This is a genomic window from Rhodanobacter sp. Soil_C_14 (genome assembly GCF_057657335.1).
The window spans coordinates 303250-330014 of the sequence record NZ_JBDGIQ010000003.1 but is presented as its reverse complement, the minus strand read 5'-3'; the positions used below and the strand labels follow the sequence as shown (position 1 = coordinate 330014).

22 protein-coding genes are annotated in these 26765 nt (G+C 67.1%); 12 read left to right on the top strand and 10 right to left on the bottom strand.

Annotated features, from left to right (window positions below; genetic code table 11):
* Positions 1 to 46 precede the first annotated feature (46 nt).
* The 4 genes from AC3A56_RS10030 to AC3A56_RS10015 all read right to left on the bottom strand — a co-directional run bounded on the left by AC3A56_RS10030 (position 47) and on the right by AC3A56_RS10015 (position 3857).
* The gene (locus AC3A56_RS10030; protein WP_487770210.1) at positions 47 to 1282 is read right to left on the bottom strand and encodes a TraB/GumN family protein; all 1236 of its coding nucleotides are present in this window, start codon (positions 1280 to 1282) and stop codon (positions 47 to 49) included.
* An 85-nt stretch (positions 1283 to 1367) separates the two neighbouring features.
* A complete protein-coding gene (locus AC3A56_RS10025; RefSeq protein WP_487770209.1) occupies positions 1368 to 2258 on the bottom strand; it encodes a carbon-nitrogen hydrolase in 891 nt (296 codons plus the stop codon).
* Positions 2259 to 2317: 59 nt separating this feature from the next.
* Complete coding sequence (locus tag AC3A56_RS10020; protein ID WP_487770208.1) at positions 2318 to 3367, bottom strand: agmatine deiminase family protein; 1050 nt, start codon at positions 3365 to 3367, stop codon at positions 2318 to 2320.
* Between the two features lie 130 nt (positions 3368 to 3497).
* Entirely contained in the window at positions 3498 to 3857 is a 360-nt protein-coding gene (locus AC3A56_RS10015; RefSeq protein ID WP_007808930.1) for a hypothetical protein, read from the bottom strand.
* A gap of 194 nt (positions 3858 to 4051) precedes the next feature.
* On the opposite strand from AC3A56_RS10015, the gene AC3A56_RS10010 reads away from it, so the two are divergent.
* From AC3A56_RS10010 to AC3A56_RS09995, 4 genes are all read left to right on the top strand, one after another.
* A complete protein-coding gene (locus tag AC3A56_RS10010; protein ID WP_487770207.1) occupies positions 4052 to 5986 on the top strand; it encodes an ABC-F family ATP-binding cassette domain-containing protein in 1935 nt (644 codons plus the stop codon).
* A gap of 3 nt (positions 5987 to 5989) precedes the next feature.
* A complete protein-coding gene (locus AC3A56_RS10005; protein ID WP_487770206.1) occupies positions 5990 to 6910 on the top strand; it encodes a phosphoglycerate mutase in 921 nt (306 codons plus the stop codon).
* Positions 6871 to 8619, top strand: coding sequence for a single-stranded-DNA-specific exonuclease RecJ (gene recJ, locus AC3A56_RS10000; RefSeq protein ID WP_487770205.1), 1749 nt, complete (start codon positions 6871 to 6873; stop codon positions 8617 to 8619). Before AC3A56_RS10005 ends, recJ begins: the two co-directional genes overlap by 40 nt.
* An 89-nt stretch (positions 8620 to 8708) precedes the next feature.
* Entirely contained in the window at positions 8709 to 9074 is a 366-nt protein-coding gene (locus AC3A56_RS09995) for a SpoIIAA family protein (protein WP_056764902.1), read from the top strand.
* Here the strand turns inward: AC3A56_RS09995 and AC3A56_RS09990 are convergent.
* From AC3A56_RS09990 to AC3A56_RS09975, 4 genes are read right to left on the bottom strand one after another with little or no spacing between them, the layout of a single operon-like run.
* Entirely contained in the window at positions 9061 to 11565 is a 2505-nt protein-coding gene (locus AC3A56_RS09990; protein WP_487770204.1) for a PEP/pyruvate-binding domain-containing protein, read from the bottom strand. The two genes, AC3A56_RS09995 and AC3A56_RS09990, sit on opposite strands and share 14 nt — an antisense overlap.
* Positions 11562 to 12425, bottom strand: a complete 864-nt coding sequence (locus AC3A56_RS09985) for a phosphatase PAP2 family protein (protein WP_487770203.1) — start codon at positions 12423 to 12425, stop codon at positions 11562 to 11564. Before AC3A56_RS09985 ends, AC3A56_RS09990 begins: the two co-directional genes overlap by 4 nt.
* Positions 12422 to 13507 (bottom strand): lysophospholipid acyltransferase family protein, encoded by a 1086-nt coding sequence (locus AC3A56_RS09980; protein WP_487770202.1) that lies wholly within the window; start codon positions 13505 to 13507, stop codon positions 12422 to 12424. Before AC3A56_RS09980 ends, AC3A56_RS09985 begins: the two co-directional genes overlap by 4 nt.
* 10 nt (positions 13508 to 13517) lie before the next feature.
* Entirely contained in the window at positions 13518 to 13649 is a 132-nt protein-coding gene (locus tag AC3A56_RS09975) for a hypothetical protein (RefSeq protein ID WP_487770201.1), read from the bottom strand.
* Positions 13650 to 13961: 312 nt separating this feature from the next.
* On the opposite strand from AC3A56_RS09975, the gene asnB reads away from it, so the two are divergent.
* Positions 13962 to 15632 (top strand): asparagine synthase B, encoded by a 1671-nt coding sequence (gene asnB / locus AC3A56_RS09970; RefSeq protein ID WP_487770200.1) that lies wholly within the window; start codon positions 13962 to 13964, stop codon positions 15630 to 15632.
* A gap of 4 nt (positions 15633 to 15636) precedes the next feature.
* On the opposite strand, the gene AC3A56_RS09965 is transcribed toward asnB, so the two are convergent.
* Positions 15637 to 16929: an aspartyl protease family protein gene (locus tag AC3A56_RS09965; protein WP_487770199.1), complete on the bottom strand. Its 1293-nt coding sequence runs from the start codon at positions 16927 to 16929 to the stop codon at positions 15637 to 15639.
* Positions 16930 to 17035: 106 nt separating this feature from the next.
* Between AC3A56_RS09965 and prfB the strand changes: the two genes are divergently transcribed.
* From prfB to lysS, 3 genes are all read left to right on the top strand, one after another.
* Positions 17036 to 18161 (top strand): peptide chain release factor 2 gene (gene prfB / locus AC3A56_RS09960; RefSeq protein WP_487770198.1). Its coding sequence is split into 2 segments (ribosomal slippage): positions 17036 to 17110 and positions 17112 to 18161, totalling 1125 coding nucleotides; the frame shifts between segments, so codons are not numbered across the junction.
* Between the two features lie 36 nt (positions 18162 to 18197).
* Positions 18198 to 18524 carry a hypothetical protein gene (locus tag AC3A56_RS09955; protein ID WP_487770197.1) on the top strand — a complete coding sequence of 109 codons (327 nt, stop codon included), beginning with the start codon at positions 18198 to 18200 and terminating at the stop codon, positions 18522 to 18524.
* Positions 18525 to 18630: 106 nt separating this feature from the next.
* On the top strand, positions 18631 to 20157 hold the full coding sequence (gene lysS / locus AC3A56_RS09950) for a lysine--tRNA ligase (RefSeq protein WP_487770196.1): 1527 nt from the start codon (positions 18631 to 18633) through the stop codon (positions 20155 to 20157).
* Between the two features lie 50 nt (positions 20158 to 20207).
* Here the strand turns inward: lysS and AC3A56_RS09945 are convergent, their stop codons facing one another.
* Positions 20208 to 21341, bottom strand: a complete 1134-nt coding sequence (locus tag AC3A56_RS09945; RefSeq protein WP_487770195.1) for an acyltransferase family protein — start codon at positions 21339 to 21341, stop codon at positions 20208 to 20210.
* Positions 21342 to 21558: 217 nt separating this feature from the next.
* Here AC3A56_RS09945 and AC3A56_RS09940 point away from each other — a divergent pair, with 217 nt between their 5' ends.
* From AC3A56_RS09940 to zipA, 4 genes are all read left to right on the top strand, one after another.
* On the top strand, positions 21559 to 21861 hold the full coding sequence (locus AC3A56_RS09940; protein ID WP_487770194.1) for a YciI family protein: 303 nt from the start codon (positions 21559 to 21561) through the stop codon (positions 21859 to 21861).
* The gene (locus tag AC3A56_RS09935; protein ID WP_056718537.1) at positions 21858 to 22115 is read left to right on the top strand and encodes a BolA family protein; all 258 of its coding nucleotides are present in this window, start codon (positions 21858 to 21860) and stop codon (positions 22113 to 22115) included. The genes AC3A56_RS09940 and AC3A56_RS09935 overlap by 4 nt, the downstream gene beginning before the upstream one ends.
* Before the next feature lie 134 nt (positions 22116 to 22249).
* Complete coding sequence (gene smc, locus AC3A56_RS09930) at positions 22250 to 25759, top strand: chromosome segregation protein SMC (protein WP_487770193.1); 3510 nt, start codon at positions 22250 to 22252, stop codon at positions 25757 to 25759.
* A 10-nt stretch (positions 25760 to 25769) separates the two neighbouring features.
* Positions 25770 to 26759, top strand: a complete 990-nt coding sequence (gene zipA, locus AC3A56_RS09925) for a cell division protein ZipA (protein WP_487770192.1) — start codon at positions 25770 to 25772, stop codon at positions 26757 to 26759.
* The last annotated feature ends 6 nt before the right edge of the window (positions 26760 to 26765 follow it).

The following is a 26765-nucleotide window of genomic DNA, read 5'->3' as shown; positions in this document are numbered from 1 at the left end:
GCGCATCGTAGCATGCGCCCGGCGCAGGCCTGTCACGCGCGGCGCGTCAGAACAAGCTCTTGAAGATGTGGATGCCGGCGCTGTACTCGCCGATGATCGTGCCCACGCTGACCAGGAAGAAGTTCAGCAGGGTGCGTGCCACGCGGTTCTTCCACCAGCCGCTCCAGTGCACGATGTCGTCGCGCAAGGTGTCGAAGTCGACCACTCGGGGGCGACGCACCCAGGCTTCGGCCATCGCGCTGATGCCGCCGGCGGGGATGCCGGGACGGAACGGCTTGATCGGTGCGGCGATGAAGGCGGCCAGGATGCTGACCGGATGACCGCCGGCTGCCAGCGCGCCCAGCGCGGCGAAGCCGCCGGTGAACAGCACCCAGTCACGCAGCGCCTGCGCGCCCAGTGCCGCGTTCTGATGGAAGGCCCAGGCGATGGCGGCGAACACCAGCAGCACCAGGCCCACCGCAAGCCATTTCGGCCAGCGCGCCTTGGGCGGCAACGCGGCCAGCTCGGCAACCCTGGCCGCGGGATCGTCCTGCTGATCGCGCAGCAGGGTGCACATGCCCTTCAGGTGACCTGCGCCGATCACCACCAGCACGCGGCGGTTCGCCGTGCCAGCCGAGCTTGCCGCTTCCTGGCGCAGGCGTGCGGCCATGAAGGCATCGCGTTCGCCGATCAGGCTGTCGTAGAGCGGCTTGGAGCCGGTGGCGAATTCGCTGAACGCGCTTTCGAGCAGGTCTTCCTGCTTCAGTTTCTCGATGTCGCCCTGGGCGATCTCCTCGCGATCGAACACGCTGGCCAGCAGGCCGCCGAGCAGGCCGAAGCGCTGCCAGAAACCCACGCTGCGCCAGGCCCGCTTCAGCGTGGTGCCGACCTCGCGGTCGATCGTCCACAGCGGCAGGTTGCGTCGCTCGGCGCCATCCATCGCCGCCTTCATTTCGGCGCCGGGCTGGATGCCGGACTGGTCGGCGAGGCGCTTCTGGAACGTCGACAACACCAGGCTGGCGGCGACCATGCCGGCCTTGCCCTGGCGGATCACCTTGAACAGGTCCATCTGCTTGAACGCTTCGGGGTCGCGCATGCTTTGCGCGCGGCTGTCGCAGAGTTCCACCGCCACCGCATCGAAGTGCTCGTGATCGAGCAGGGCCTCGACCGCCTCCATGCTGCTGCGCGATACGTGCGCGGTGCCCAGCACCACGTACTCCACGCCATCGCGTTGCACCCGTTCGATCGGCTGGCCGTCGAGCGCGGCGGGCGACGTGGTGACTTCGGTTTCGGGGACACTCATGCGATCAGCGGGCCGGTCTGAAGGGAAAGTCCAAGCATGGGGACGAAGGCCATGCGGAACAAGCAGGCAGCATGCCCGTCCGGTTTCAGTCGCGGTAGCGCCTGAGCAGGTCGGCGTAGGCATCGATGCGGCGATCGCGCAGGAACGGCCAGATCCGCCGCACATGCTCGCTGCGCGCCAGGTCCACGTCGGCCAGCAGCAGTTCGCGGCCTTCCGTGCCGGCCTGGGCCAGGTATTCGCCCTGCGGACCGGCGACAAAGCTCGACCCCCAGAACTGGATGCCCGCGCCTGTCGCCGTCGGGTCCGCTTCGTAGCCGGTGCGGTTGCACGACAGCAGGGGCAGGCCGTTGGCCACCGCGTGACCGCGCTGCACGGTGATCCAGGCGTCGCGCTGGCGGTCCTTCTCGGCCTGTTCGTCGTTCGGGTCCCAGCCGATCGCGGTGGGATAGAGCAGCAGTTCGGCGCCGGCAAGCGCCATCAGGCGCGCCGCTTCCGGATACCACTGGTCCCAGCACACCAGCACGCCGAGCCGGCCGACCGAGGTGTCGATCGGCTCGAAGCCGAGGTCGCCCGGGGTGAAGTAGAACTTTTCGTAAAAGGCCGGATCGTCGGGAATGTGCATCTTGCGATACTTGCCCGCGATCGCCGCCGAGCGATCGAAGACCACGGCGGTGTTGTGGTACAGCCCGGTCGCCCGCTTCTCGAACAGCGAGGCGACCACCACCAGCTGCAGTTCTGCGGCCAGCTTGCCGATGCGCTCGGTGCCGGGGCCGGGGATCGTCTCGGCCTGGTCGAACACTTCGACCGACTCGTGCTGGCAGAAGTACGGCCCGTTGTGCAGTTCCTGCAGCAGCACCAGTTCGGCGCCGGCGGCCGCGGCTTCGCGCAGGCCGGCTTCGATCGCATCGAGATTGGCGTCACGGCTGCCGCGGTCGGTTTCCTGCAGCAGGGCGACCTTCAGGGTCTTGCGGGTCATCGGGGCTATCCTCGGCATGGCGCCAGGCGAAACAGACCCTGCAGTTTAGCCGATGCGGCTCAGGCCAGCCCGGCCGGCAGCTGCATGGTGATGCAGTGCAGGCTGCCGTTCTGCCAGATCAGCGGCCGGCACGGTACCTGCACGATCTCGCGGCCCGGATGCGCCGCGCCGATGATGCGGGCGGCCTCGGCGTCGGCCGGGTCGTCGTAGGCCGGTACCAGCACGGCGCCGTTGACGATCAGGTAGTTCGCATAGGACGCGGCGAGTCGGCGTCCCTCGTCGATGCCGCTTTTATCAAGGATGGGCCGCGGCCACGGCAGCGGATACAGCTGATATGGACGGCCATCGACGGTGCGCAGCGCGGCCAGCTCGCCGGCCATGCGCTGCAGCTCCTCGTGGTGCGGATCGCTGGCGTCGTCGCAGGCCTGGAACACGATCCGGTCGTCCGGCGCGAAGCGGGCCAGGGTGTCGATGTGGGCGTCGGTGTCGTCGCCTTCGAGGTAGCCATAGTCCAGCCACAGCACGCGATCGGCGTGCAGGCCGTCGCGCAGGATGGCGCTCATTTCCTCGCGCGACTGTTCCGGGTGGCGCTGCACCAGGCAGCGCCAGGTGGTGAGGATGCTGCCCACGCCGTCGCTCTCGATGCCGCCACCTTCCAGCGCCCAGTCGATGCGCTTGTGCGCGGCGTGGCCGAACACGCCCGCGGCAACCAGGCCGGCGACCAGGGCATCGTCCTGTTCGGCGCCGAACTTGCCGCCCCAGCCGGTGAAGCGGAAGTCGGTGAGCTGGAAGCCCCGGGCACCGCCCTTCAGCGTGATCGGGCCGGAGTCGCGCAGCCAGGTGTCGTCGTAGGGCAGGGTGATGCAGCGCAGCTTCGACAAGTCCACGCCGGCGTCGGCGAGCAGGCCTTCCACGTGCGCACGCAAGTCGGCATCGGCGACCACGATGATCAGCCGCTGGAACCGCGTGACGGCGGCGGCCAGCGCCACGTAGGTGGTTTCCACCGAGGCCAGTCGTTCGGCCCAGTCGGTGTCCGCGTGCGGCCAGGCGATCAGGACGGCGGATTGCGGTTCCCATTCCGCGGGCAGGCGCAGGTTGTGGTCGGTCATGCGGGGTGATCTCGTGTGCACGCTGGGCACGCCGGGTTTGGCGCGCGACCGCAAAGTGTACGACGCGGCGGACACGCGCACACAAAAACGCGGCCCGCATCGCTGCGGGCCGCGCCTTCATGAAGCCGGATCAGTTGACCGCGGACGGATTGGTGTTGTTGCCTGCCGGCGTGTTCAGCACCGAATGGATCACGTGGCTGTGTTCGAAGTACACGATGAAGTTCGCGTATTCCCAGCGATTGATCTGCGGGTGCTTGGCGGTGTCGCCACCGCGCGGGGACAGCTTGCGCTGCGGTGCGCCCCAGGTCTTCTCGACCTGGCTCATGCTGAGGCCGCGGCGGGGCAGGTTCATGCCCTTTTCCTGCTGCACGCGATGCACCAGCAGGCTGTCGCCATGCTTGTGCTGCGCGGCGGCCGCAGTCTGCGGTGCGGCGAAGGCAGCGCCTGCCGCCAAGACGACGATCGGCAAAATACTGGTGAACTTGATCATTGGCTCCCCCTCTCCCTGCAAGGCTGTATGCGGCGTCGTTGTAGCAGAAGCGCCCATGCTACGCCATGCCGGACACGGGCGATTGCGATGGGTTCGGCATTCGGCCAGGCCCGGTGACTGGTCGAGAATAGCCTGATCGCCGCTATCATGGGCGGCTGCGGGCGACGACCCGTCCGTTTCAGCCCGGGTTTTTCATGATTTCCTTTCGACATTTCGCCTTGCGCCGTGGCAGCCGTCTGCTGCTTTCCGACATCGACCTGGTGATCCAGAGTGGCTGGCGCCTGGGCGTGATCGGCCGCAACGGCTGCGGCAAGTCCAGCCTGTTCGCCGCCCTGCAGGGCAAGCTGGAAGGCGACGCCGGCGAACTGGAGATGTCGGGCAAGTTGCGACTGGCCTCGGTGGCGCAGGAAACCCCGGCGCTGCCGGATGCGGCGATCGACTACGTGCTGGGCGGCGACGAGGAACTGGCCGCGGCGATCAACGCCGAGGCGGAGGCCGGCGAACGTGGCGACATGGATGCGATGGCCAAGGCGCACCACCGCATCGAGGAGTTGAACGGCTACGACGGCCGTGCCCGCGCCGGACGCCTGTTGCACGGGCTGGGCTTTCCCCCGGAAACCCACGAGCGCGCGGTGCAGGAGTTCTCCGGTGGCTGGCGTGGGCGACTGAACCTGGCGCGGGCGCTGATGTGCCCGTCCGACCTGCTGCTGCTGGACGAGCCGACCAACCATCTCGACCTCGACGCCGTGCTCTGGCTGGAGGAATGGCTGCGCCGCTACCAGGGCACCTTGCTGATCATCTCGCATGACCGCGAGTTCCTCGACGGCGTGATCACCCACACGCTGCACCTCAACGACGGCAAGGCCAAGCTGTACACCGGCAACTACAGCGCGTTCGAGCGCCTGCGCGCCGAGCAGTTGCGCCAGCAGCAGATCTCGCACGAACGCGAGCAGGCCGAGCGGGCGCACCTGCAGTCCTTCGTCGACCGCTTCAAGGCCAAGGCCAGCAAGGCCAAGCAGGCGCAGTCGCGGATGAAGCGGCTGGAGAAGCTGGCCGGCACCGAGGCGGTGCGCGCCGAGCGGCCCTTCAGCTTCAGCTTCCCGGTGCCCGGCCGCCTGCCGGATTCGATGCTGCAACTGGAAGACATCACCGCGGGCTACGCTGCCGATCCGTCCAGCCGCGAAGGCAACGACGAAGTGGCCAACATCGTGCTGGCCGACGTGCGTTTTTCTATAGAAGCGGGTGAGCGGATCGGCCTGCTCGGTCCCAACGGCGCTGGCAAATCCACCCTGGTGAAAACCCTGGTGGGCGAGCTGGAACCGTTCGGCGGCGAGCGCAAGGTGCACAAGGACCTCAGCATCGGCTACTTCGCCCAGCACACGGTGGAAAGCCTGCGCGAAGGCGCCAGCGCGCTCGATCACCTGATGGACAAGGCGCCGGGGGTGGCGACGCAGGTGATGCGCGACTTCCTCGGCAACTGGAATTTTGCCGGCGATCGCGCGTTCGAATCGGTCGACGGTTTCTCCGGCGGCGAACGGGCGCGCCTGGCCCTGGCACTGATCGCCTGGGACAAGCCGAACCTCCTGCTGCTGGACGAACCGACCAACCATCTCGACCTGGACATGCGCGAGGCGCTGGCCGACGCGCTGGCCGATTTCGACGGCGCCCTGGTGCTGGTCTCGCACGACCGCCACCTGCTGGGCCTGGTCTGCGACAGCTTCTGGCGCGTGGCCGACAGCGTGGTGGAACCGTTCGACGGCGACCTCGACGACTACGCCCGCTGGCTGAAGAATCGCGGCTCGGCCAGCAAGAAGGCGGCGAAGGCCGGTGCGGCCAAGCCCGTGGTGGTCAAGGTGGTCGAGGTTTCGCCGGAGGAGCGCCGTCGCCAGGCGGCCGCCCAGCGCGATGACGAAAAGGCCGCGCGCCAGCGGGTGAAGAAGATCGAGACGCGCACCGCCGCCATCGATACCGAGCTGGCCGCGCTGGAGGCGCAGCTCGCCGATCCGGCCACTTATAACGGCCCGACCCAGGAGATGATGCGACTGGGCCAGCGCCAGGCCGAGTTGCGCAGCGAGAAGGAAGCGCTGGAAGGCGAATGGCTGACGCTGATGGAACAACTGGAGGCGTAGCCGATGTCGACCGCCATCCCTTCGCTGCAATTATGGCTGCCCGCGCTAGCGCACTTCGCAGCGGGCTACCCGCTGCGCGAATGGCTGGCCCGGGCCGACCGCCTTGCCGCCGGCGGCGATGGGTATCTTGGCGGGCTGGCCGACCACTTCACGAACATCGGCGCGGATCTTCCCGCCGCGGCGATCACCCGCCAGTTCCTGGCCGGCGATGCGGGTGACGGCCTGTGGCTGTCGGCCGATCCGGCCTGGGTGCAGCCGGACATGAATGGCGTGCGCTTGCTGGCCTGCGGTCGCCTGCAACTGGATATCGACGCAGCCCGGACGCTGGCCGAGAGCCTGCGCGCGGTATTCGACGAGGCCGGCATGCAGCTGGAGGTTTCCTCGCCGGACCACTGGCATCTGCGGCTGCCCGCGGACATGGCGCTGCCCGAGTTCGCCGCGCCCGCCCAGGCGCTGGGCGAAGACCTCGCCCAGCATCTGCCGCAAGGGCCGGAAGGGCGTCGCTGGCGCGTCCTGCTCAACGACATCCAGGTGCTGCTGCACCAGCATCCGCTGAATGCGCAACGGCAGGCGCGCGGTTTGTCGCCGGTGAACAGCCTGTGGCTGTGGGGCGGCGGTCGCCTGCCGACCAGGATCGGCAGTGAGCTCGTCGGCGTGATCAGCGACGACGTGTTGCTGCGCGCGCTGGCCGCGCACGCCGGCATCACGCAGCAGGCACGCAGCGTCGAGGCCATCGCCAGCGCCCGCGCGGGCTGGCTGGTCGACCTGCAGGACCTGCCGGCCCACGAGATCGCCGCACGCTGGTGGCCGGCGGTGCAGCCCTTGCTGGCGCGGCAGCCGGTGCTGTTGCACTTCGCCAGCGGCGAACGCTGGCAGCGCAAGCCATGGCATCGCCTGCGCGTGTGGCGCCGGGGCGGACGTTGAGCGTCCTGCAGCTGCGTCGCCGCGAAAGTCGCGGCATCCCCGCCGGCTGGCCGGAGTCGGTGCATCCGGTGTTGCAGCAGGTCTACGCCGCGCGCGGCGTGCTGCAACCGGCCCAGGTCGAGCACCGGCTGGCGCGCATGCTGGCGCCGCAGTTGCTGGGCGGGATGGATCAGGCGGTGGCCTTGCTGGCCGAGGCGATCCGCGACGACTGGTCGATCCTGGTCGCCGGCGACTATGACTGCGACGGCGCCACCGGCACCGCCGTGGCCGTGCGCGGATTGCGCCTGCTCGGCGCGCAGCGGGTCAACTACGCGATCCCGAATCGCTTCACCCACGGCTACGGCTTGAGCGCCGCCTTCGTGGCCTCGCTGCAGCCGACGCCCCGGTTGATCGTCACCGTCGACAACGGCGTGGCCAGCGTGGCCGGCGTGGCTGCGGCGAAAGCGCGCGGCATCCGCGTCATCGTCACCGACCACCACCTGCCCGGCGAGCAGTTGCCGGACTGCGACGCGATGGTCAATCCGAACCTGGCCGGCGACCCGTTCCCCAGCAAGATGCTGGCCGGCGTCGGCGTGATGTTCTACCTGCTGCTGAGCCTGCGCGCCGTGTTGCGGGAGCAGGGCGCCTTCGCGAGTGCCGAGCCGGACCTGTCCAGCCTGCTCGACCTGGTCGCGCTGGGCACGGTGGCCGACCTGGTGCCGCTGGATTTCAACAACCGCGTGCTGGTCGAAGCCGGCCTGCAACGCATGCGCAGCGGTCGCGCCTGCGCCGGCATCGGCGCCCTGGTCGAGGTGGGCAAGCGCAGCCTCGCGACGCTGTGCGCCAGCGATCTGGGCTTCGCCGTGGGGCCGCGCCTGAACGCCGCGGGGCGGCTGGAAGACATGCGGTTGGGCGTGGAATGCCTGCTCACCGATGACCTGGCGCGCGCGCGCCACTGCGCCGCGCAACTCGATGCGATCAATCGCGAACGCCGCGACCTGCAGGCATCGATGGTGGCCGAGGCGGAACAGATGGTGGCGGGTCTTTCCGACATCGACGCGATCGGCGTGGCCCTGTTCGAGCCGTCCTGGCACGCGGGCGTGGTGGGCCTGGTCGCCTCGAAACTGAAGGAACGGCTGCACCGTCCGGTGATCGCCTTCGCCCCGGCCAGCGAGGACGACGTCGAGCACTTGCGGGGTTCGGCACGCTCGATCCCCGGCTTCCATGTCCGCGATGCGCTGGCCGTCATCGATGCGCGCCAGCCCGGCCTGATCGAGCGCTTCGGTGGCCACGCGATGGCCGCCGGGCTCAGCCTGAAAGCAGCGGACTATCCGCGCTTCGCCGCTGCCTTCGATGCCGTCGCACGCGAACTGATCGAACCCGAACGCCTGCAGGCGGTGCTGCACACCGACGGCGAGCTGCCGCCCGGCGCCGCCACGCTGGCATTGGCCCGGCAGTTGCGCGCTGCCGGTCCGTGGGGCCAGGCGTTCCCCGAACCGCTGTTCGACAACCTGTTCGATTGCGCCAGCTGGAAGGTGATGGGTGAATGCCATCTGCGCCTGCAGTTGCGAGACCCTCGCGATGGCGCCGTGCACGACGCCGTGATGTTCAACGCCTACCACGGCCAGCCACCGCCGCCGCGGCTGCGCGCGGCCTACGAGCTGGTCATCAACGACTGGCAGGGTCGCGAAAGCCCGCGCCTGCTGCTGAGGCACATCGAGCCGGCCTGAAGTTCCTGCGCCCATGAGCGGGCGTCTCTTGCGCGGTTTTCACGTGGCGCGGATCAGACTGCTTCTGACGTCATCGAGGGAGAACGCCCGTGATCGCACAGATCGAAGGACTGCCGCCCGGCACGCTGGGCTTCCGCGCCCATGGACAGGTCACGTCGGCGGATTACGAAAGCATCATCGTGCCGGATGTGGAGGCGGCGTTTGCGCTGAACCGCAAGCTGCGCCTGCTGTACGTCACCGCCGACGATTTCACCGGCTTCGACGCCGGCGCGATGTGGGACGACGCCAAGCTCGGCATGCGCCATTTCAGCGGCTGGGATCGCGTGGCGCTGGTCACCGATGTGCCGTGGCTGCGCGGTACCGCCACGGCTTTCAGCTTCGCGATCCCGGCCCAGTTCCGCCTGTTCCACGGTGCCGAGGTCGAGGAAGCCACGCGCTGGATCACGGCGGACTGAGGACTTCGACGGTGCCGTGGCGGCCGTCGATGCGCACGCGCTGGCCATTGACCAGCAGACGCATCACGTGGCGCACGCTCATCACCGCCGGCAGGCCCAGTTCGCGTGCGGTCACCGCGCCGTGCGACAGCGGGCCGCCGCTTTCGGTGATCACGCCGCAGGCCTGGTAGAACAGCGGCGTCCACGCCGGGTTGGTAGTGCGCGCCACCAGGATCGCGTCCTTGGGGAAGTGCGGGAAGTCCTCCGGGCTGCGCACCACGAATACCTCGCCCTCGACGATGCCGGGGCTGCCGCCCAGGCCCTTGAGCACGTGGCTGCCGTCGACCTCGACCGGTTCCGCCTCGCCGAAGATCCAGTCCGGCGTGCGTGCGCAGGCCGCCAGGTAACCGCTCTTGTGTCGGGCGGCGGCTTCCGTGATCGGGACCAGCTCGCCGCTATGCAACGCGCCATCGAGCACGGCCAGCGGCACGAAATAGACGTCCATCGGATCGGCCAGCACGCCGCGTTCGACCAGCTGTGCGCCGATCGCCTTCAGGCCGCGGCGGAACGGCAGGTGCAGGCGGGTGGTCTGGTAATGCTCCAGGTCGTCCAGCGCGGTATACGTGCGGGCCAGCCGGATCACCTCGTGCACCAGGTAGCGCAGTTCCTCCGGCGCGTGGCTGAGCACGCTGTGCTCCATGGTCGCCTGGGCGGCTTTCTGCGCCAGTTCGGCGGCGGCGCGGTCCTCGTCGGGACGATCGACCAGCATCTTCAGCTGGTCCAGCACGATCTGCGGCGCCTCGACCCAGGTCGGGTGGTAGGCATCGAAGTCCAGTTCGCGATGGCCATGGCGGGCCAGGAAGCGCTGGAACTCGGCGTGGAAGGCAGGGTGCTGCGGCAGGTCTTCCAGCAGTTCGACGCTGGGGCCGCTGCGCAGCCGCGCATGCAGGGCGGCGTCCATGCGAAGCAGTCGCGACAGCGACCACAGTTCGGCGTTGACCTGGCCGGTCTTGGTGTCGGTGACTGCCAGCAACTGGTCGAACACCTGCTGCGCCTGGTCGGCCGGCAACGCCAGTCGCAGCATCTGCTGCAGGGCCACGTACAGCGTGCGCTGGGTCAGCGAGATCGCGATGTTGGGCAGGAAGTAGCTGGCGCCCAGCGCGTTGATGCGCAGCACGTAATCCCACAGCTCGTTCAGCGGGCGGCCGTCCAGCGGCTCGCGCATCAGGGCGCCGATGCCGAGCAGATAGGTGTCCAGGTCGCGCATCCAGCGCACCGGCAGCTCCTGCACCCAGGCGAACTGCGCCGCGATCTGCGGCAGCGCGGCGCGGATGCTTTCCACGTCCTTCAACATCTTCGCCGGCGTGCGGCCGCTGTAGAGTTCGACCGCGTTCTGGTTGCCGTAGATGTAGTAGTCGCGCATCGCGAACCACTTGTCGCCGAACGGCGGCAGGCCCATCAACCTGAAACTGTGGTTGAGCGAGGCATGGAAGCCGGCTTCGCACAGGTCCCAGGTCAGCGGGGTGACCGGGTTGGGAAAGCGCTCGGCCGATTCGTCGCGGGTCCAGCGCGCCGGGATGCGCGTCACCGCGCGCGACTGCAGCAGGTACAGCGTGCCGTCCTGCCACGCCCATTCGATGTCCTGTGGAAAGCCGAAGTGCTGCTCGGCGGCCAACGCCAGCTGCGTCACGGCGCGGCGTTGTGCTTCGGCGAGGGCAGGGGCGTGCGCCTGTTCGGCCGACAACGGCGTGTGGCGGGTACCGCCGGCGGCATCGGTGACCAGCGCCTGCGGCTTCTCGGCGATCACCGCCTCGACCTCGCTCATGTCGCTGCGCTTGAGGCGGTATTCGTCGACCGGTTCCTCGCCGCCGACCACGGTTTCGCCGAGGCCGAACGCGGCGTTGATCAGCACCTGGTCCAGCGCGCCGCGCACCGGGTCGATCGAGAACGCCACGCCGGCGGCTTCGCGCTCGTCCACCAGCACCATCTTCTGCACCACCACGGCCATCGCCGCATCCAGGTGGTTCAGCCCCATCCGTTCGCGATACGGCAGCACGTGAGCATTCCACAGCGAGGCGTAGCAGCGGCGGATCGCGTCGAGCACGGCATCGACGCCGCGAATGCCGAGCAAGGTGTCGTGCTGGCCGGCGAACGCAGCGCCGGGCAGGTCTTCCAGCGTGCCGGAGGAACGCACCGCCACCGGCGCATCGGCCAGATCGAGTGCTTCCAGCTTGGCGGCCAGCTCGCCGCGCAGTGACGACGGCAACGGCTGCGCCAGCAGCAGGGCCTGGATGCGCTCGCTGCGCGCGGCGTGGTCGAGCGCGGCGTCGTCCAGCACGTGACGGATCGCCTCGTGCAACGGCGCCACGAACTCGCGATAGACCTCGCTGCCGACCACGATGCCGGGCGGCACCGGCAGGTGCTGCGCGGCGCGGGCCAGGTTGGCGCCCTTGCCGCCGCTGACGGCATGCTCGGCGGCCTGCGGATCGGTGAACGCGAAGAGCTGGGTCATGCGAGGGTTTCCTTGCGGTAACGCTGGATGAAGGCGAGCACCGCGGCGGCGAGGGCGATCCCGCACAGCACGTCGATGCCGTAGTGATAGCGCAGGTACAACGTGGCCACCACCAGCGCCAGGATGATCGGCGCCAGCAGCAGCGCGATGCGCCGGTACCTGCCCAGCGCGAAGAAGCCCAGCACGTATACGCCGATGCCGCTGTGCAGGCTGGGGAACACATCCATGCCGGTGATGCCGGCCTTGACCACGCCGGCCAGCAGGGCCGTCATCGCGCCGCCGTGCACGGGATAGGGAAACACTTCGGGGAACGCCATGTACGGTCCGCCGGCCGGCACCAGCAGGTAGCCGGCAAAGCCGACCAGATACATCAGGGTCAGGCCGAGGAAGAACGCCTGCGCCTCGGGGTTGCTGCGCCGCACGCTGAACACGATCGCCGGCAGCAGCACCACGAAATAGAACAGGAAGTAGCCGCTGCTGAGCAGCTCCGACAGCCACGGCCGTTCCCAGCCCAGCAGGTGTTCCGGCAGGCTGCGGCCACCCCACAGATCACGATCCAGCGCGAGCAGCGTCGCGTCGGCGGTGTGCTGGATGAACACCTCGCGGATCGCCTTGAACAGCGGAAAGATCAGCCAGCAGGCGACGAACTGCAGCGTGCCTTTCCAGTTCGCCCAGCCGCTGCCGGGCGCGGCCAGGGTGGCGGCCAGCAACAGCAGCCAGGCGATGCTGCCAAGCACGCTGGCGGCATGCAGGTCGCCGTCGTCCAGCCGCCAGGCGCCGACGCTGCCGAGCACCAGGATCAGCAACAGCTCGGCGGCGAAGGCATGGCCGATCCAGCGCGCGATGCGTGGCATGTTCATGGATTCCCCCGATGCATCACGCGTGGCCAGCGCCACCAGCCGAGTGCGGCCAGCGGCCACAGCACCAGCAGCGGCCATGGCCAGAACCCGGTCATCAACAGCAGACAGGGCAGCCAGACCATCGCCACCAGCAGCCCGCCCACGATGCGGAAAAAACTCACCGTATTGCGCGCATCTGCCTTGCCACCGGCGAACCGGCCGGCCAGCAGCACCGGCGCCGCCAACAGCATGAACGCCGCCACCACCAGCCAGTCCCATGGCCATGAACGGGTGCGTGGTTGTGGCGGCCGTGCCTGCGGGTGCTGCTGGGCATCGATGAACGCCAGCGCATAGGACTCGCCCGCTGCGGCCCGCACCGTCGCCAAGGCTTCCGTCGCTGTAAAGATTTCCGAGTTCGGGCAGTTCACCGAGACCGCGTCGAGTGCGGTCGCGATCGCTTGATGAATGCGCCGCTCCCAGTCGCGATCGGATTCATCGGCGTCGCGTGCAGGCAAGCTCACCGGCACGCCGACCAGCGCCTCGACGCGCGAACGGAAGCGGTCCGGCGCCTGGTAGTGCAGGCCCAGCGGCACCACCTCCAGTGCCACGCCCTCATCCAGCAAGGTGCGCGCGATGCGCGCCGCGCCACGCTGGTAAGGCAGCGGTTGCCAGCCCCATTCGCTGCTGCCTTCGGGAAAGATCGCCAGATCGCCGCCCGCGCGCAGTTGTGCACAGCCGGCTTCGACGGGATGGGCGAACGCGGCGCGATGTACGCCGTAGCGCTCGCGATCCTTGTCGCGCACCACCGCGATGCCGTCGAACATCCAGCGCAGCAGCGGATGCCGCAGCAGCTGGATCGATACCAGCCCCTGCGCGCCGGGAAACGCCCGCAGCACGGTGTAGCCGTCGATCGCCCCGTTGCGGTGGCTGCTGACGATCAGTCGACCGCCGCGTCGCGGCACAGGTTGCCGATGGGCGCCGACGATGCGGATGCGGCCGAAGTAGAAGCCGCGCAGCAACCAGGCCAGCAGCGGAATCCACCAGCGCAGTGGCCGCCCTCCGGCGGGCATCGGTGCCGGGTCGGTGCGGGAGCGGGCAGACATCCGTGTTGCGTCAGGGCTCATTGGCGGCAATGTAGCGGCAAGCGACGGCTGGCGTCACGGCTGTGCCAGCACTTGCCAAGCGTCGGATGATCTGTTCAAGTTGAGCCATGCCTTCCTTCGCCACCAGCAGCTTGAACTCCACCGCGGCTTCCGCGCGCGGCTTCGTGCTGGCCGGTAACAACAATAATCGCGCGAACAATAACGCCAACCGTTGGCGGGCCCTCGCGTAGCTGCAAGTTTCATCGAATACGCGAAAGAGGCCCGCCCAGTGCGGGCCTTTTTCGTTTTGCGTGCTTGATTTTTGCGGGGGTCCTTCCGCGCAGGGCAAACCCGGCCATCCATGGCCGTGCGGTCACTTTTGCGCGAGTCCATCCGCGCAAGAGCAAACCCGGCCATCCATGGCCGACTTTCTAGAAGAGCGGTATCCACAACTAGCAACGAGGAAACTTCCACCATGTGCTCGATTTTCGGAATGTTCGACTTGCAGCCGGGCGACGACCTCGCTTCGTTGCGCCGGCAGGCGCTGGAACTGTCGCAGCGCCAGCGTCATCGCGGGCCGGACTGGAGTGGGGTGTTCGTCGATGCCGGGGTGATCCTGGTGCACGAGCGGCTGGCCATCGTCGATCCGGCCAGCGGTGCGCAGCCGCTGCGATCGCGCGACGGCGCGCTGGCGCTGGCGGTGAATGGCGAGATCTACAACCACCGCGAGCTGCGTGCGGCCAGCAGCTACGACTTCACCACCGGCTCGGATTGCGAGGTGATCAACGCGCTGTACCGCGAGCAGGGCGGCGACTTCGTGGGCAGGCTCAACGGCATCTTCGCGTTCGCGTTGTGGGACGGCGAGGCGCAGCGCTACCTGATCGCCCGCGACCCGATCGGCGTCTGCCCGCTGTACTGGGGACACGATGCGCAAGGCCGCCTGTGCGTGGCGTCGGAGATGAAGGCGCTGGTCGGCGTGTGCGCCGACGTGGCGCCGTTCCCTCCGGGCCATGTCTACGACAGCGCCAGCGGCGAACTGCGCAGCTACTACGCCAGGCCATGGCGCGACTACTCCGCCACGCGCGGCCATGACGTGGCGGCGCCGGCCTTGCGCAAGGCGTTCGAGCAGGCGGTGCATCGCCAGCTGATGACCGACGTGCCGTACGGCGTGCTGCTGTCCGGTGGACTGGATTCCTCGCTGGTCGCCGCCTGCGCCGCCCGGTTTGCTCGCGAGCGCGTCGAGGACGACGATCGCAGCGAGGCGTGGTGGCCACGCCTGCATTCGTTCGCGATCGGGCTGGAGGGCTCGCCCGACCTGGCCGCGGCGCAGGTCGCCGCCGAGGCGCTGGGCACCGTGCACCACGGCTTCGTCTACACCTTCTGGGAAGGGCTGGACGCGTTGCCCGAAGTGATCCGCCACATCGAGACCTACGATGTCACCACCATCCGCGCCGCCACGCCGATGTACCTGCTGGCGCGGCGGATCAAGGCGATGGGCGTGAAGATGGTGCTGTCCGGTGAAGGCAGCGACGAGATCTTCGGCGGCTACCTGTACTTCCACAAGGCGCCGTCGGCCGAGGCATTCCACGAGGAAACCGTGCGCAAGCTCGACGCGCTGCACAGCTACGACTGCCTGCGCGCGAACAAGGCGATGATGGCCTGGGGTGTGGAGGCGCGCGTGCCGTTCCTCGATCTGGAATTCATCGACGTGGCGATGGGCCTCGATGCCGCGCACAAGATGGCCGGGCAGCGGCGCATCGAGAAAGCGGTACTGCGTGAAGCATTCGACGGTGCGCTGCCGGATTCGATCCTTTGGCGGCAGAAGGAACAGTTCAGCGATGGTGTCGGCTATGGCTGGATCGACGGGCTGAAGGCGCATGCGGAGCAGGCGATCAGCGACCGCGAGTTTGCCGCGGCGGCAGCGCGCTACCCATTCAACACGCCGGCGACCAAGGAGGCCTATTTCTACCGCCGCATCTTCGAACAGCATTTCCCCGGCGAAGCTTGCGCAGCGACCGTGCCCGGCGGCAAGTCGATCGCGTGCTCGTCACCCGCGGCGCTGGCCTGGGACCCGTCCTTCGCCAGCGCAGCCGATCCGTCGGGGCGGGCGGTCAGGGGAGTGCATCAGCAGGCGCTGGCGAGCTGAACGGTCAATGCTGGTCGGGATGGATCAGCAGGCAGGTATGCCGGGTATTGAAGTCGAAAAGGAAGTCCATGTAGCGCAAGGCGCCGCCGCCGAGGAGGTAATGCCAGGGCAGGCTGGCCTGCTTGAATACATCGAAGGTGACGGTGAATGGCTGCCCGGAGATGTCGACATCGGCGGTGGCCCGGCTGATGCGCGCGGCGTGTTGGTGCGCGCCCATGTCGCGGACCCTGAGGCGCCGCCCCGGGCTGCTGTGCAGCTCGTCGAGGGCGTGCTGGTCGGCGGCGAGGTAATGGCTGGTGCCGCTGTCGATCAGGGCCGTGCGCAATTGCCCATCGATCGACAGGGCGGTGACCACGCGCAGCTGGTTGCCCCAGATGTCGCTGGATACCAGCATCGGTTCCCTGCAGGCGCCGTCGCCATCAGTGCTGTCGCCAACCACCAGCGAGCTCTCGGTGAGGCGAAACGCGCCCAGTCGCCGCAGGATGTCCATGCCGAGCAGCCGGTGATTCCCCGGCACTACGGTCACCGGAACGTTCAGCAGGGTGAGCTCCCCGATGCCGAGCCTGGCCAGGGTGCCGTAGCGGACGGGGACGTCGTGCGACAGAAACCCGCCGACCTTGCCGGTTCGATCAAGCATGGCGACGCCGAGCTTGCGTGCGCTGTCTTCGTCCAGGGTCAGCGCCGAACTGCCCGTGTCGACCAGCAGCCATGTCTTCTGGCCGTCGCTTTCAACTTCCACGGCTGGCAGGTTGCCTTGCGCCAGGCTGCGCTGAACCGGAATGCTGAAGCTGCGCGAGGGCATGACCACGTCAAGCTGCGGCGTGCCGGCCTGGCTCGCTACATAGCTTCGCATCTGCTCGAGCCGGGCCGGCGCCAGCTTGCCCTCGAAACGGTGGATGATGTCCAGCTCGGCCGCATCGGCCTTGGCCGAGCCCCGGGACAGCCGCAGATTGCCGTTGGCAAATTTCGCGCAGAAGAAGGCAACCTCGGGTTTGCTGTCGATCAGGCTGCGTTCGCAGACACGTGCATCCTCGCTGGACTTCTCCAGGTTGAAGTGGATGCGTTCCAGCACCATGGCGGCAAGGACGCGATTGACGGGATCGTTCGAGGCCTGGTACATGCGAGCCAGGGTCGGCACGTCGGCCTGGGTCAGTGCCTTTTCCACGATCGCCAGCGTGGCAGCATCCGAACCCGATGGGGAAGAGGGCGTTCCCGGGCTCGATGCCTGCGTGGCCAGCGGGCAGCCGAGGCCGGCCAGGCTGCAGACGAATGCGGGTAGAAACGTCCATTTCTTCATTGCCCATGTTCCTTCATGTCCGGGAGCCCTCGAGTGTAGCCAGCAACCGCGTGCACCGGCGCACGCTCTGCTAATATCGAGGGCTGTTTTCCTGCGATTTCCGACCATGATCGAGACCAATCCCATCCAGGCCCAGATTGCCGACCTTCGCGACCGTGTCGAGTCGCTTCGGGGGTATCTTTGACTACGCCACCAAGAACGAACGCCTGGAAGAAGTAACCCGCGAACTGGAAAGTCCCACCGTCTGGGACGACCCGGCGCGTGCGCAGGAACTGGGCCGCGAGCGCGCCCGACTGGATACCATCGTCAACGGCATCGACCGCATGACGGCCAGCCTCACCGATGCCGGTGAGCTGCTGGAGATGGCCATCGCCGACAGCGACGACGACACCGCGCAGTCGGTGATCGACGACCTGGCCAAGGTCGACGCCGAGGTCAACAAGCTGGAATTCCAGCGCATGTTCTCGGGCAAGATGGATTCCACCAACGCCTTCGTCGACATCCAGGCCGGCGCCGGTGGCACCGAGGCGCAGGACTGGGCCGAGATGCTGCTGCGCATGTACCTGCGCTGGTGCGAGAACCGCGGCTGGAAGACCGAGCTGATGGAAGTCAGCGGCGGCGACGTGGCCGGGATCAAGTCCGCCACGTTCCGGGTGGAAGGCGACTACGCCTACGGCTGGCTGAAGACCGAGATCGGCGTGCACCGGCTGGTCCGCAAGAGCCCGTTCGACTCGGACAATCGCCGGCATACCAGCTTTACCTCGGTATTCGTGTCGCCGGAAGTGGACGACGACATTGAGATCGACATCAACCCGGCGGATTTGCGCACCGACGTGTACCGCTCCTCCGGCGCTGGTGGCCAGCACGTCAACAAGACCGAGTCGGCGGTGCGCATCACCCACATCCCGACCAATACCGTGGTGGCCTGCCAGACCGGCCGCAGCCAGCACCAGAACCGCGACACCGCGATGAAGATGCTGGCCGCAAAGCTCTATGAGCTGGAGATCCAGAAGCGCAATGCCGAGAAGGACGCACTGGAAGCGACCAAGTCCGACATCGGCTGGGGCAGCCAGATCCGCAACTACGTGCTGGACCAGAGCCGGATCAAGGACCTGCGCACTGGCATCGAGCGCACCGACACGCAGAAGGTGCTGGATGGCGACCTCGACGAATTCATCGAGGCGAGCCTGAAGTCCGGTCTCGAAGCCGGCTCCAAGCGCATCGATGCGTGAGACCTGACGCCTTCCGCTTACTGACGAGGTAGCCGCATGAACAGCAAGAAGATCTGCAGCATCGTGATTGCCTGTGCCGCAATGGTTGCGTTCGGCGCGGCCGCGCAGTCGCAACAGGGCGGTGCCGGTCAGGGCATCAAGCAGGACGCCAAAGCTGTCGGCCACGGCGTCGCCGATGGCGCCCGCGATGTCGGTCATGCGACCAAACACGTCGCCAAGAAGGTCGGGCACGGTGCCAAGGACGCCGGTGTCGGCATCGGCCATGGGGCGAAGAAGGCGGGAATCGCCATCGGCCACGGCGCGCGCGAAGGCTGGGATGCAACCAGACACGCGGCCAGGAAAGTATTCGGCAAGGACGATTGACGAGCCAGGTTCCCGAGGGAAACCTCGACGCGTCATCTTGCGACCCAACCCCCAGACCATCTGGTGTGCGCCCCGCGTTGCGGACACCCGGAGCAACAGAGTTCCCATGAGCGAAACGACCGACACCCCGATCATCGACGAGAACCGGCTGATTGCCGAGCGCCGCGAGAAGTTGAACGCATTGCGCGAGCAGGGCATCGCGTTCCCGAACGACTTCAAGGTCGACAGCTTCGCCGGCGACCTGCAGGCCGAGTTCGCCGACAGGGACGTGCACACGGCCGAAGCGGTCGAGGCTGCCGCACGCCGGGTGAAGATGGCCGGGCGCATCGTGCTCAAGCGCGTGCAGGGCAAGGTCAGCTTCGTGCAGTTGCAGGACTTCAGCGGGCGCATCCAGTTGTTCATCCACCAGGGCACCCTGGGCGACACCTACGAGGCGTTCAAGAGCTGGGACATGGGCGACATCGTGGGCGCCGAAGGCGTGCTGATGCGCACCAAGACCGGCGAGCTTTCGGTGCGCGTGGACCAGCTGCGCCTGCTGACCAAGAGCCTGCGCCCGCTGCCGGACAAGCACCACGGCATGGCCGACGTGGAGCAGCGCTACCGCCAGCGTTACGTCGACCTGATCGTCACCGAGGAGGCGCGGCGCACCTTCATGCTGCGCTCGCGGATCATCGGCACCATGCGCCAGTGGCTGGAGGCGCCCACGCGTCGCTTCATGGAAGTGGAGACGCCGATGATGCACATGATCCCCGGCGGCGCCACGGCCAAGCCGTTCACCACCCACCACAACGCGCTGGATCTGGAGCTATACCTGCGCGTGGCGCCCGAGCTGTACCTGAAGCGGCTGGTCGTCGGCGGCTTCGATCGCGTCTACGAGATCAACCGCAACTTCCGCAACGAGGGCGTGTCGACCCGGCACAACCCCGAATTCACCATGCTGGAGCTGTACCAGGCCTACGCCACCTATCACGAGATCATGGACCTCACCGAGAGCGTGATCCGCGATACTGCCCAGGCTGTGCTGGGCACCACGCAGCTGGAATGGGACGGCGCGGCGATCGACGTGGGCCCGGCATTTCGCCGCTGGCGCATGGAAGACGCGGTGCTGGAACACAACCCGGAGATCAGGCGCGAAGAACTGCGCGATCGCGAGGCGATGGCGGCGCACGCGAAGCGTCTCGGCGCACAGGTCAAGCCCGGTTATGGCTGGGGCAAGCTGCTGCTGGAAATCTTCGAGCACACCGTCGAACACACCCTGATCCAGCCCACCTTCATCACCGACCACCCGGTCGAGGTGTCGCCGCTGGCGCGCGAAAGCGATACCGACAAGGGCATCACCGACCGCTTCGAGCTGTTCATCAACGGCAAGGAGATCGCGAATGGCTTTTCCGAGTTGAACGACCCGGAAGACCAGGCCGCGCGCTTCCAGGCCCAGGTCGACGCCAAGGACGCCGGCGACGACGAGGCGATGCACTTCGACGCCGACTACATCCGCGCGCTCGAAGTGGGCCTGCCGCCCACCGGCGGCCTCGGCATCGGCATCGACCGGCTGGTGATGCTGCTGACCGGCTCGGCCTCGATCCGCGACGTGCTGCTGTTCCCGTACATGCGGCCCGAGGTTCAAGCAGGCTGAGGCGCAATGGGCGTGGCACCGAGCGCTTTCGTGGCCACGGGTGCACCGGATTACATGACGTCTTCGCGAACCTTGCCGATCAACAGGAACTTGCTGTGCTTCAGCCTCAGAAATGGCCTTTCAATCAGTTGATAGGTTGCTGCGGAGACAAGCAAAGTAGCGCCGGCCATGTAGATGAACAGCATCAGATTGGACAAATGATGGCTCAGCAGCTCATCGGACGGCTGGATGTCCAGCTTTACGACGGCGAAGACGATGAATACGGCGTGCACGAGATAGATCGAATACGACCACAAGCCGATACGGTGCAGCACGGGGTTGACCACGACTTTGCGGAATGCGGGAAGTAGATCGATCAGGGCCAGCAGGAACACTGCCCACATAATCGACACATACAGGTAATTCGCGTACCAATACCCGAACTGCAGCATGCCAAACTGGCGCAGGCCATGGGCTGCCAGGACATCGATCATGGCGAGGGCGGCAAGCGCGACACACGTGCCGAGCCATCGACGCTTCCGCACGCTCAAGCTTCGCAGCATGGGACCGTAGCAATGATGCGCCCAGGCGGCCGCAATGCCGATGGCAAATTGTGGCCAGCGGCCAAGCAGGGTGCTGCGCTGGGCAGCCCAGAATTCGGACGCCGCCGGCGTTGCGAGTTTCCAATAGCAGAAGCACAAGCCGAGCAACACGGCTGCAAGCAGGTACCTTCCCTGTTTCAGGCGAGCCAACCAGACTGCGAGCGGCAGCACGAGATAGAACTGGACTTCGATCGCAAGACTCCACCAGACCAGGCCGAACGGAAGCAGGGTGTCCAGGCTGATGTTCTGGAACAGGGCTGCGTGCATCGCGGCGCGCCAATCTCCCTTCCAGGCAGCGCCTGCCAGCACCATGAGGTAGTACATGGGGAGAATACGCAACGCACGATTGCCGAAGAACTGCCTGAGCACCATCGGACTGCCGCGGATGTAGGGCAGTGAAAGCAGGAAGCCGCTCAATACAAAAAACAGGTCCACCCCGATACTGCCCCCGAAAAACAGTGCCGTGGCGTAGCTGGCCTGGGGGTTCGGCATGTAGCCGCGCAAGGAGCCGAGAAAGTGATAGAAAAAGACCAGGACAATGGCGATGCCACGCAACGACTCGCATTCGTCCAGGCGCTCGCGAGGATTGCCGATTGCGTTCAAGCCGATGCCCCGGGAAATGCCGTCGAACCTGCGAGCGCCCCCGAATTCCGATTACCGCATCGGCGACACGGATGATTCGATGCAGGGATTGCCGCTGTTTGTCTCATCGTTCGATTCTCCCCTGATGGCCATCGCACGGACGCTGCAGATATCGGTTCGGTGCAGGCACTGGTTTCGATTAAAATAGGGCAATTCTTCTTATTCCACGAGCCCTCCCATGTGGTATGCCATCATCGCCAAAGACCATCCCGATACCCTGTCCAGGCGTCAGGGTGCGCGACCCGCACACATGGCGCGCTTGCTCGAACTGCAGGAAGCCGGTCGGCTGTTCGTCGCGGGCGCGTTCCCGGCGATCGAGTCCGAGGACCCGGGCCCGGCCGGTTTCACCGGCAGCATGATCCTGGCCCAGTTCCCGTCGATGGCCGAGGCCCGCGCCTGGGCTGACGCCGATCCCTACGTGACCGCCGGCGTCTACGCCGACGTGCAGATCAAGCCGTTCCGCAAGGCGCTGCCGGCGTGAGCGAAGTGGTGCTCGAGCAGATCCGCCAGCGCCTGACTGCGGCGCTGGCACCGACCGAGCTGGAAGTCGTCGACGAAGGCCACCTGCATGCCGGCCACGCGGGGGAGGGCAAGGGTCACTTCCATGTGCGCATCGTCAGTCCCGCATTCGCCGGACTGCTGCCGATTCGGCGGCATCGCATGGTTTATGCGGCGCTGGACGGCCTGATGGACAACGGCATCCATGCCCTGTCAATTGATGCAAAGAACAAATAATTCAGGAACAGTCAGTTACAGTGAACTGTTCACTTGATGCTTCATGCAGAAACGCATTGCAGCGTCGCCCTGCGTTTGGCACAGTGTCCTGTCGCCCGCTGCACGGGCCTTACCGTTGACCCGTTGAAGACCGCATGCGCCTGAGCACCATCAAACTCGCCGGTTTCAAGTCCTTCGTGGACCCGACCACCCTTCATCTGCCCAGCAACATGATCGGTGTGGTCGGTCCCAACGGTTGCGGCAAATCCAACATCATCGACGCGATCCGCTGGGTGATGGGCGAGAGCGCGGCCAGCCGCCTGCGCGGCGACTCGCTGACCGACGTGATCTTCTCCGGCTCCAACACGCGCAAGCCGGTGGGGCAGGCCACGGTCGAGTTGATCTTCGACAACGCCGACGGTTCGGTGCAGGGCGAGTACGGCCAGTACGCCGAGATTTCGGTGAAGCGCCAGGTCACCCGCGACGGCCAGTCCTCGTACTACCTCAACGGCGCGCGCTGCCGCCGCCGCGACATCACCGACCTGTTCCTGGGCACCGGCCTCGGCCCGCGCAGCTACTCGATCATCGAGCAGGGCATGATCAGCCAGATCATCGAGGCGCATCCGGAAGAACTGCGTACGCATCTGGAAGAGGCCGCCGGCATCTCCAAGTACAAGGAGCGCCGCAAGGAAACCGAAAGCCGGATCAAGGCCACCCGCGAGAACCTCGACCGCGTGCGCGACGTGCGCGACGAAGTGGACAAGCAGCTCGAACATCTCAACCGCCAGGCCCGCGCCGCCGAGCGCTGGAAGGCGCTGAAGGAAGAGCAGACGCGCAAGGACGCCGAACTGCGTGCGCTGGAATATCGTGGCCTGAAGTCCCAGCACGAAGGCGAGGGCGCGGGGCTGTCCGCCGCCGAGATCGAGATCGAAAAGCAGCTCGCCGGCCAGCGCCAGATCGAGGCCCAGTTGGAAAGCGTGCGTGAACGCCACACCGACGCCAGCGAGCATCTGAATGCGGTGCAGGCTGACGTCTACAAGGTCGGCGCCGAGATTGCCCGGGTCGAACAGCAGGTGCGCTACAACAAGGAAACCGCCGAACGCCTGCAGCGCGCCCATGGCGACGCCGAGCGCGAACATGCCGAACTGGCCGCGCACATCGCCACCGATCGCGAACAGGTCGAGGCGCTGCGCCTGGCCCTGGCCGAAGGCGAGCCGAAGCTCGAAGCGCTGCAGCAGCTGCAGGACGACACCGGCGAGGCCCAGCGCAACACCGAAACCAGGCTGGCCGACTGGCAACAGCGCTGGGACAGCCACACGCGCAACGCAGGGGAATCGAACCGCGCTGCGGAAGTGGAACGAACCAGGCTCAGCTACCTGGATCGCCAGGCGATCGACCTGGCGCGGCGTCGCGAAGTGCTGGAAACCGAGCAGAAGGCCACCGACGTGGCGGCGCTGGATGCGGCCGGCGAGCAATTGGCCAACGAGCACGAGACCCAGCGCGAACGCGTGGAGACGCTCGGCAGCCTGCTCGACCAGCACAAGTCCGGCCATGAAAAGGTGCTGGAAGACGAACGCCAGGTGCAGTCGACCCTCAACGAGGCGCGCCAGCAACTGCAGGCTGCTCGCGGCCGGCACGCTTCACTGGAGGCCTTGCAGCACGCCGCGCTGGGACAGGACGAAGGCGCGGCCAGTGGGTGGCTGACGAAGCTGGGACTGGATCACTCGCGTCGCCTGGGCGAATCGCTGCAGGTGGAAGCCGGTTGGGAAACCGCGGTGGAAACGGCGTTGAGCGGCTTTCTGGACAGCGTGCTGGTTGACCAGGCGCACACGCTGGCCAGCGAATTTTCCTCGATCGAGAACGCCGACATGGCCTTGCTCGACGCCAGCGAAGGCGGCATCAACACCGCCGGCACCCTCGCGGCGCACGTGCGTGGGCCGGCGGCGGCGATGGCGATCCTTGGTCACGTGCTCACCGCGGCATCGCTGGACGAAGCGCATCAACGGGTCGTCTCGCTGTCCTCGCTGGCGCCGTACCAGTCGGTGATCACGCCGGCGGGCGAGTGGCTGGGTCCGGGCTGGGCGCGCGTGCGCCGGGCGCAGGGCAGCCAGGTCGGCGTGCTGGCGCGCGAACGCGAGCTGCGCACGCTGGCCGAGCAGATCGCCACACTGGAAGCGCAGCTGGAAGAAGCCAGCGAGCGGCTCGATACGCTGCGCACCAGCAAATTCGAGACCGAACGCGCGCGCGATGACGCCCAGCGCGAGCTGTACAACGCGCATCGCCGGCAGTCCGAACTGGCCGGCCAGTTGCAGAGCCACCGCGGCAAGCTGGAAACCGCCCGCGCCCGCGCCGAGAAGGTCCAGGGCGAACTGGCAGATCTGAATCGGCAGATCGACGACTTGCAGGGCCAGACCCGCGAGGCACGCGCCCGACTGGATGAATCGGTCGGCCTGATGGGCGACCTCGAAGACCAGCGCCGCGAGCTGGAGAACGAGCGCCGCGGCCTGCTCGAAGCGCGCGAGGAAGCGCGCATGAACGCACGCGAGGCCGCCGAGCAGTCGCACTCGCTGGCGCTCGCGCTGGAGTCGAAGCGTTCCTCACTGAGCTCGCTGGAACAGACGCTGGCCCGCATGGACACGCAGCTGCGCCAGATCGAGATGCGCCGCAACGAAATCACCGAACAGCTCGCCGCGGGTTCCGATCCGATCGCCGAGCTCGAATCGGAGCGGCAGGCGTACCTGGACCAGCGCCTGCTGGTCGACAAGCAGCTGGTCGAGGCGCGTCGCGCGCTGGAGGACTGCGACATCGAGTTCCGCAAGCTGGAGCAGCAGCGTCACCTGGCGGAGCAGGGCCTGGCCACCCTGCGCGAAGGGCTGTCGCAGAAGCGGCTTGCGGCGCAGGCCTTGCAGTTGCGCGCCGACCAGCTGGCCGAGGCGATCGCCGGGTCAGGTCTGGAACTGGAAACGCTGCTGGCCGAACTCGCGCCCGACATCGATGCGGATCAGTGGCGTTCGCAGCTGAGTGACCTCGGCCAGAAGATCGCCCGGCTTGAACCGGTGAACCTCGCTGCCATCCAGGAACACGCCGAACAGAGCGAGCGCAAAACCTACCTGGACAACCAGCTCACCGACCTGGTCGATGCGATGGAGACGCTGGAAGGTGCGATCAAGAAGATCGACCGCGAAACGCGCCAGCGTTTCAAGGAAACCTTCGACAAGGTCAACGCCGGCGTGCAGGAACTGTTCCCGCGCCTGTTCGGCGGCGGCCATGCTTACCTGGAACTCACCGGCGACGACCTGCTCAACACCGGCGTGACGATCATGGCGCGCCCGCCGGGCAAGCGTCCATCCAACATCTCGCTGCTGTCCGGCGGCGAAAAGGCGCTGACCGCGGTGTCGCTGGTGTTCGCGATCTTTGGTCTCAACCCGGCACCGTTCTGCCTGCTCGACGAGGTCGACGCACCGCTGGACGAGGCCAACGTGGGCCGCTTCTCCAGCCTGGTGCGCGAGATGAGCGAGCAGGTGCAGTTCATCTTCATCAGCCACAACAAGGCGACCATGGAAGCGGCCACCCAGCTGTGCGGCGTGACCATGCGCGAGCCGGGCGTTTCGCGACTGGTGCAGGTGGATCTGGCCGAAGCGGCTAAACTGGCAGGCGCTGCCTGAGGACCCCATGATGACGTTGCAACCCGTGCTTGCCCTTGCCTGGAATCCCGCCGTCGGCATTCCGATGCTGATCGTCGGCCTCATCGTGCTGGCGCTGTTGTGGCTGTTCGGCCAGCCCAGGAAGGAGCAGGGCAAACGCCGCGTCGTGCCCGGCCCGCATGCCGGCGAGCGGCGCGAACCGACCTTCGGCGAATCGGATATCGAGCCGGTGGCTGACGATGTCTTCCATGGCGATGCCAGGCCGCAGCAAGGCGAGCTCGAAGTGGGCTTGCGCGAGGAACTGGAGCGCCTGGGCGCCACGCTGTCGGGCGACCGGGGCAGGGAACCAGGCGCGGCAGCTGCGCCGAAAACCCCCAGGACCAGGCAGCCACCGAAGCTGGCGGATCACGTAGCCTCGATCATCGATGCCTTGCGCGCGCCCAGCTCCAGCGACCCGGTGGCGCAGAACACCGACCTGCCGGCGGAAGCACCGGTGGTGGAAACTCCATCGACACCCGCACCGGCCGCGGCGGCTCCCCAGCGTTCCGATCTGGGGCGGCGGCCGCCGCAGCTGCCGGTGGAACGCATCATCACGCTGTTCGTGGTGGCCCGCGAAGGCGAACGTTTCCACGGCCCGGACCTCGTGGTGGCGGCCGAAAAAGCCGGCCTGGAATTTGGCGACATGGGCATCTATCACCGCCTGGTCGACGGCAAACGCGAGCTGGGACCGATCTTCAGCGTCGCCAACATGCTCAAGCCGGGCAACTTCGACCTCGCCCGGCTGGAAGATCTGCGCACACCGGGCGTCAGCTTCTTCATGACCCTGCCGGCGCCGCTGCCGGCGCTGGACGCATGGGACGCCATGCTGCCCACCGCGCAGCGGCTGGCCGAGTTGCTGGATGGCCATGTGCTCGACGAGGAGCGCAACGCGCTCGGACGTCAGGGCATCGCCCACATCCGCGACCAACTGCGTGGCTGGGATCGCGACCACGAAGGCAAGGAAATCATCTTCGGCCGCTGAGGCGTT

Coding starts and splice junctions, on each gene's coding strand:
- zipA (WP_487770192.1), top strand. CDS start 25,770: ATGACGTTGCAACCCGTGCTTGCCCTTGCCTGGAATCCCGCCGTCGGC.
- AC3A56_RS10005 (WP_487770206.1), top strand. CDS start 5,990: ATGTCGACCGCCATCCCTTCGCTGCAATTATGGCTGCCCGCGCTAGCG.
- AC3A56_RS09985 (WP_487770203.1), bottom strand. CDS start 12,425: ATGAACATGCCACGCATCGCGCGCTGGATCGGCCATGCCTTCGCCGCC.
- AC3A56_RS09955 (WP_487770197.1), top strand. CDS start 18,198: ATGAACAGCAAGAAGATCTGCAGCATCGTGATTGCCTGTGCCGCAATG.
- AC3A56_RS10025 (WP_487770209.1), bottom strand. CDS start 2,258: ATGACCCGCAAGACCCTGAAGGTCGCCCTGCTGCAGGAAACCGACCGC.
- smc (WP_487770193.1), top strand. CDS start 22,250: ATGCGCCTGAGCACCATCAAACTCGCCGGTTTCAAGTCCTTCGTGGAC.
- AC3A56_RS10030 (WP_487770210.1), bottom strand. CDS start 1,282: ATGAGTGTCCCCGAAACCGAAGTCACCACGTCGCCCGCCGCGCTCGAC.
- AC3A56_RS10010 (WP_487770207.1), top strand. CDS start 4,052: ATGATTTCCTTTCGACATTTCGCCTTGCGCCGTGGCAGCCGTCTGCTG.
- AC3A56_RS09965 (WP_487770199.1), bottom strand. CDS start 16,929: ATGAAGAAATGGACGTTTCTACCCGCATTCGTCTGCAGCCTGGCCGGC.
- lysS (WP_487770196.1), top strand. CDS start 18,631: ATGAGCGAAACGACCGACACCCCGATCATCGACGAGAACCGGCTGATT.
- AC3A56_RS09990 (WP_487770204.1), bottom strand. CDS start 11,565: ATGACCCAGCTCTTCGCGTTCACCGATCCGCAGGCCGCCGAGCATGCC.
- AC3A56_RS10020 (WP_487770208.1), bottom strand. CDS start 3,367: ATGACCGACCACAACCTGCGCCTGCCCGCGGAATGGGAACCGCAATCC.
- recJ (WP_487770205.1), top strand. CDS start 6,871: ATGGCATCGCCTGCGCGTGTGGCGCCGGGGCGGACGTTGAGCGTCCTG.
- AC3A56_RS09980 (WP_487770202.1), bottom strand. CDS start 13,507: ATGTCTGCCCGCTCCCGCACCGACCCGGCACCGATGCCCGCCGGAGGG.
- AC3A56_RS10015 (WP_007808930.1), bottom strand. CDS start 3,857: ATGATCAAGTTCACCAGTATTTTGCCGATCGTCGTCTTGGCGGCAGGC.
- AC3A56_RS09940 (WP_487770194.1), top strand. CDS start 21,559: ATGTGGTATGCCATCATCGCCAAAGACCATCCCGATACCCTGTCCAGG.
- asnB (WP_487770200.1), top strand. CDS start 13,962: ATGTGCTCGATTTTCGGAATGTTCGACTTGCAGCCGGGCGACGACCTC.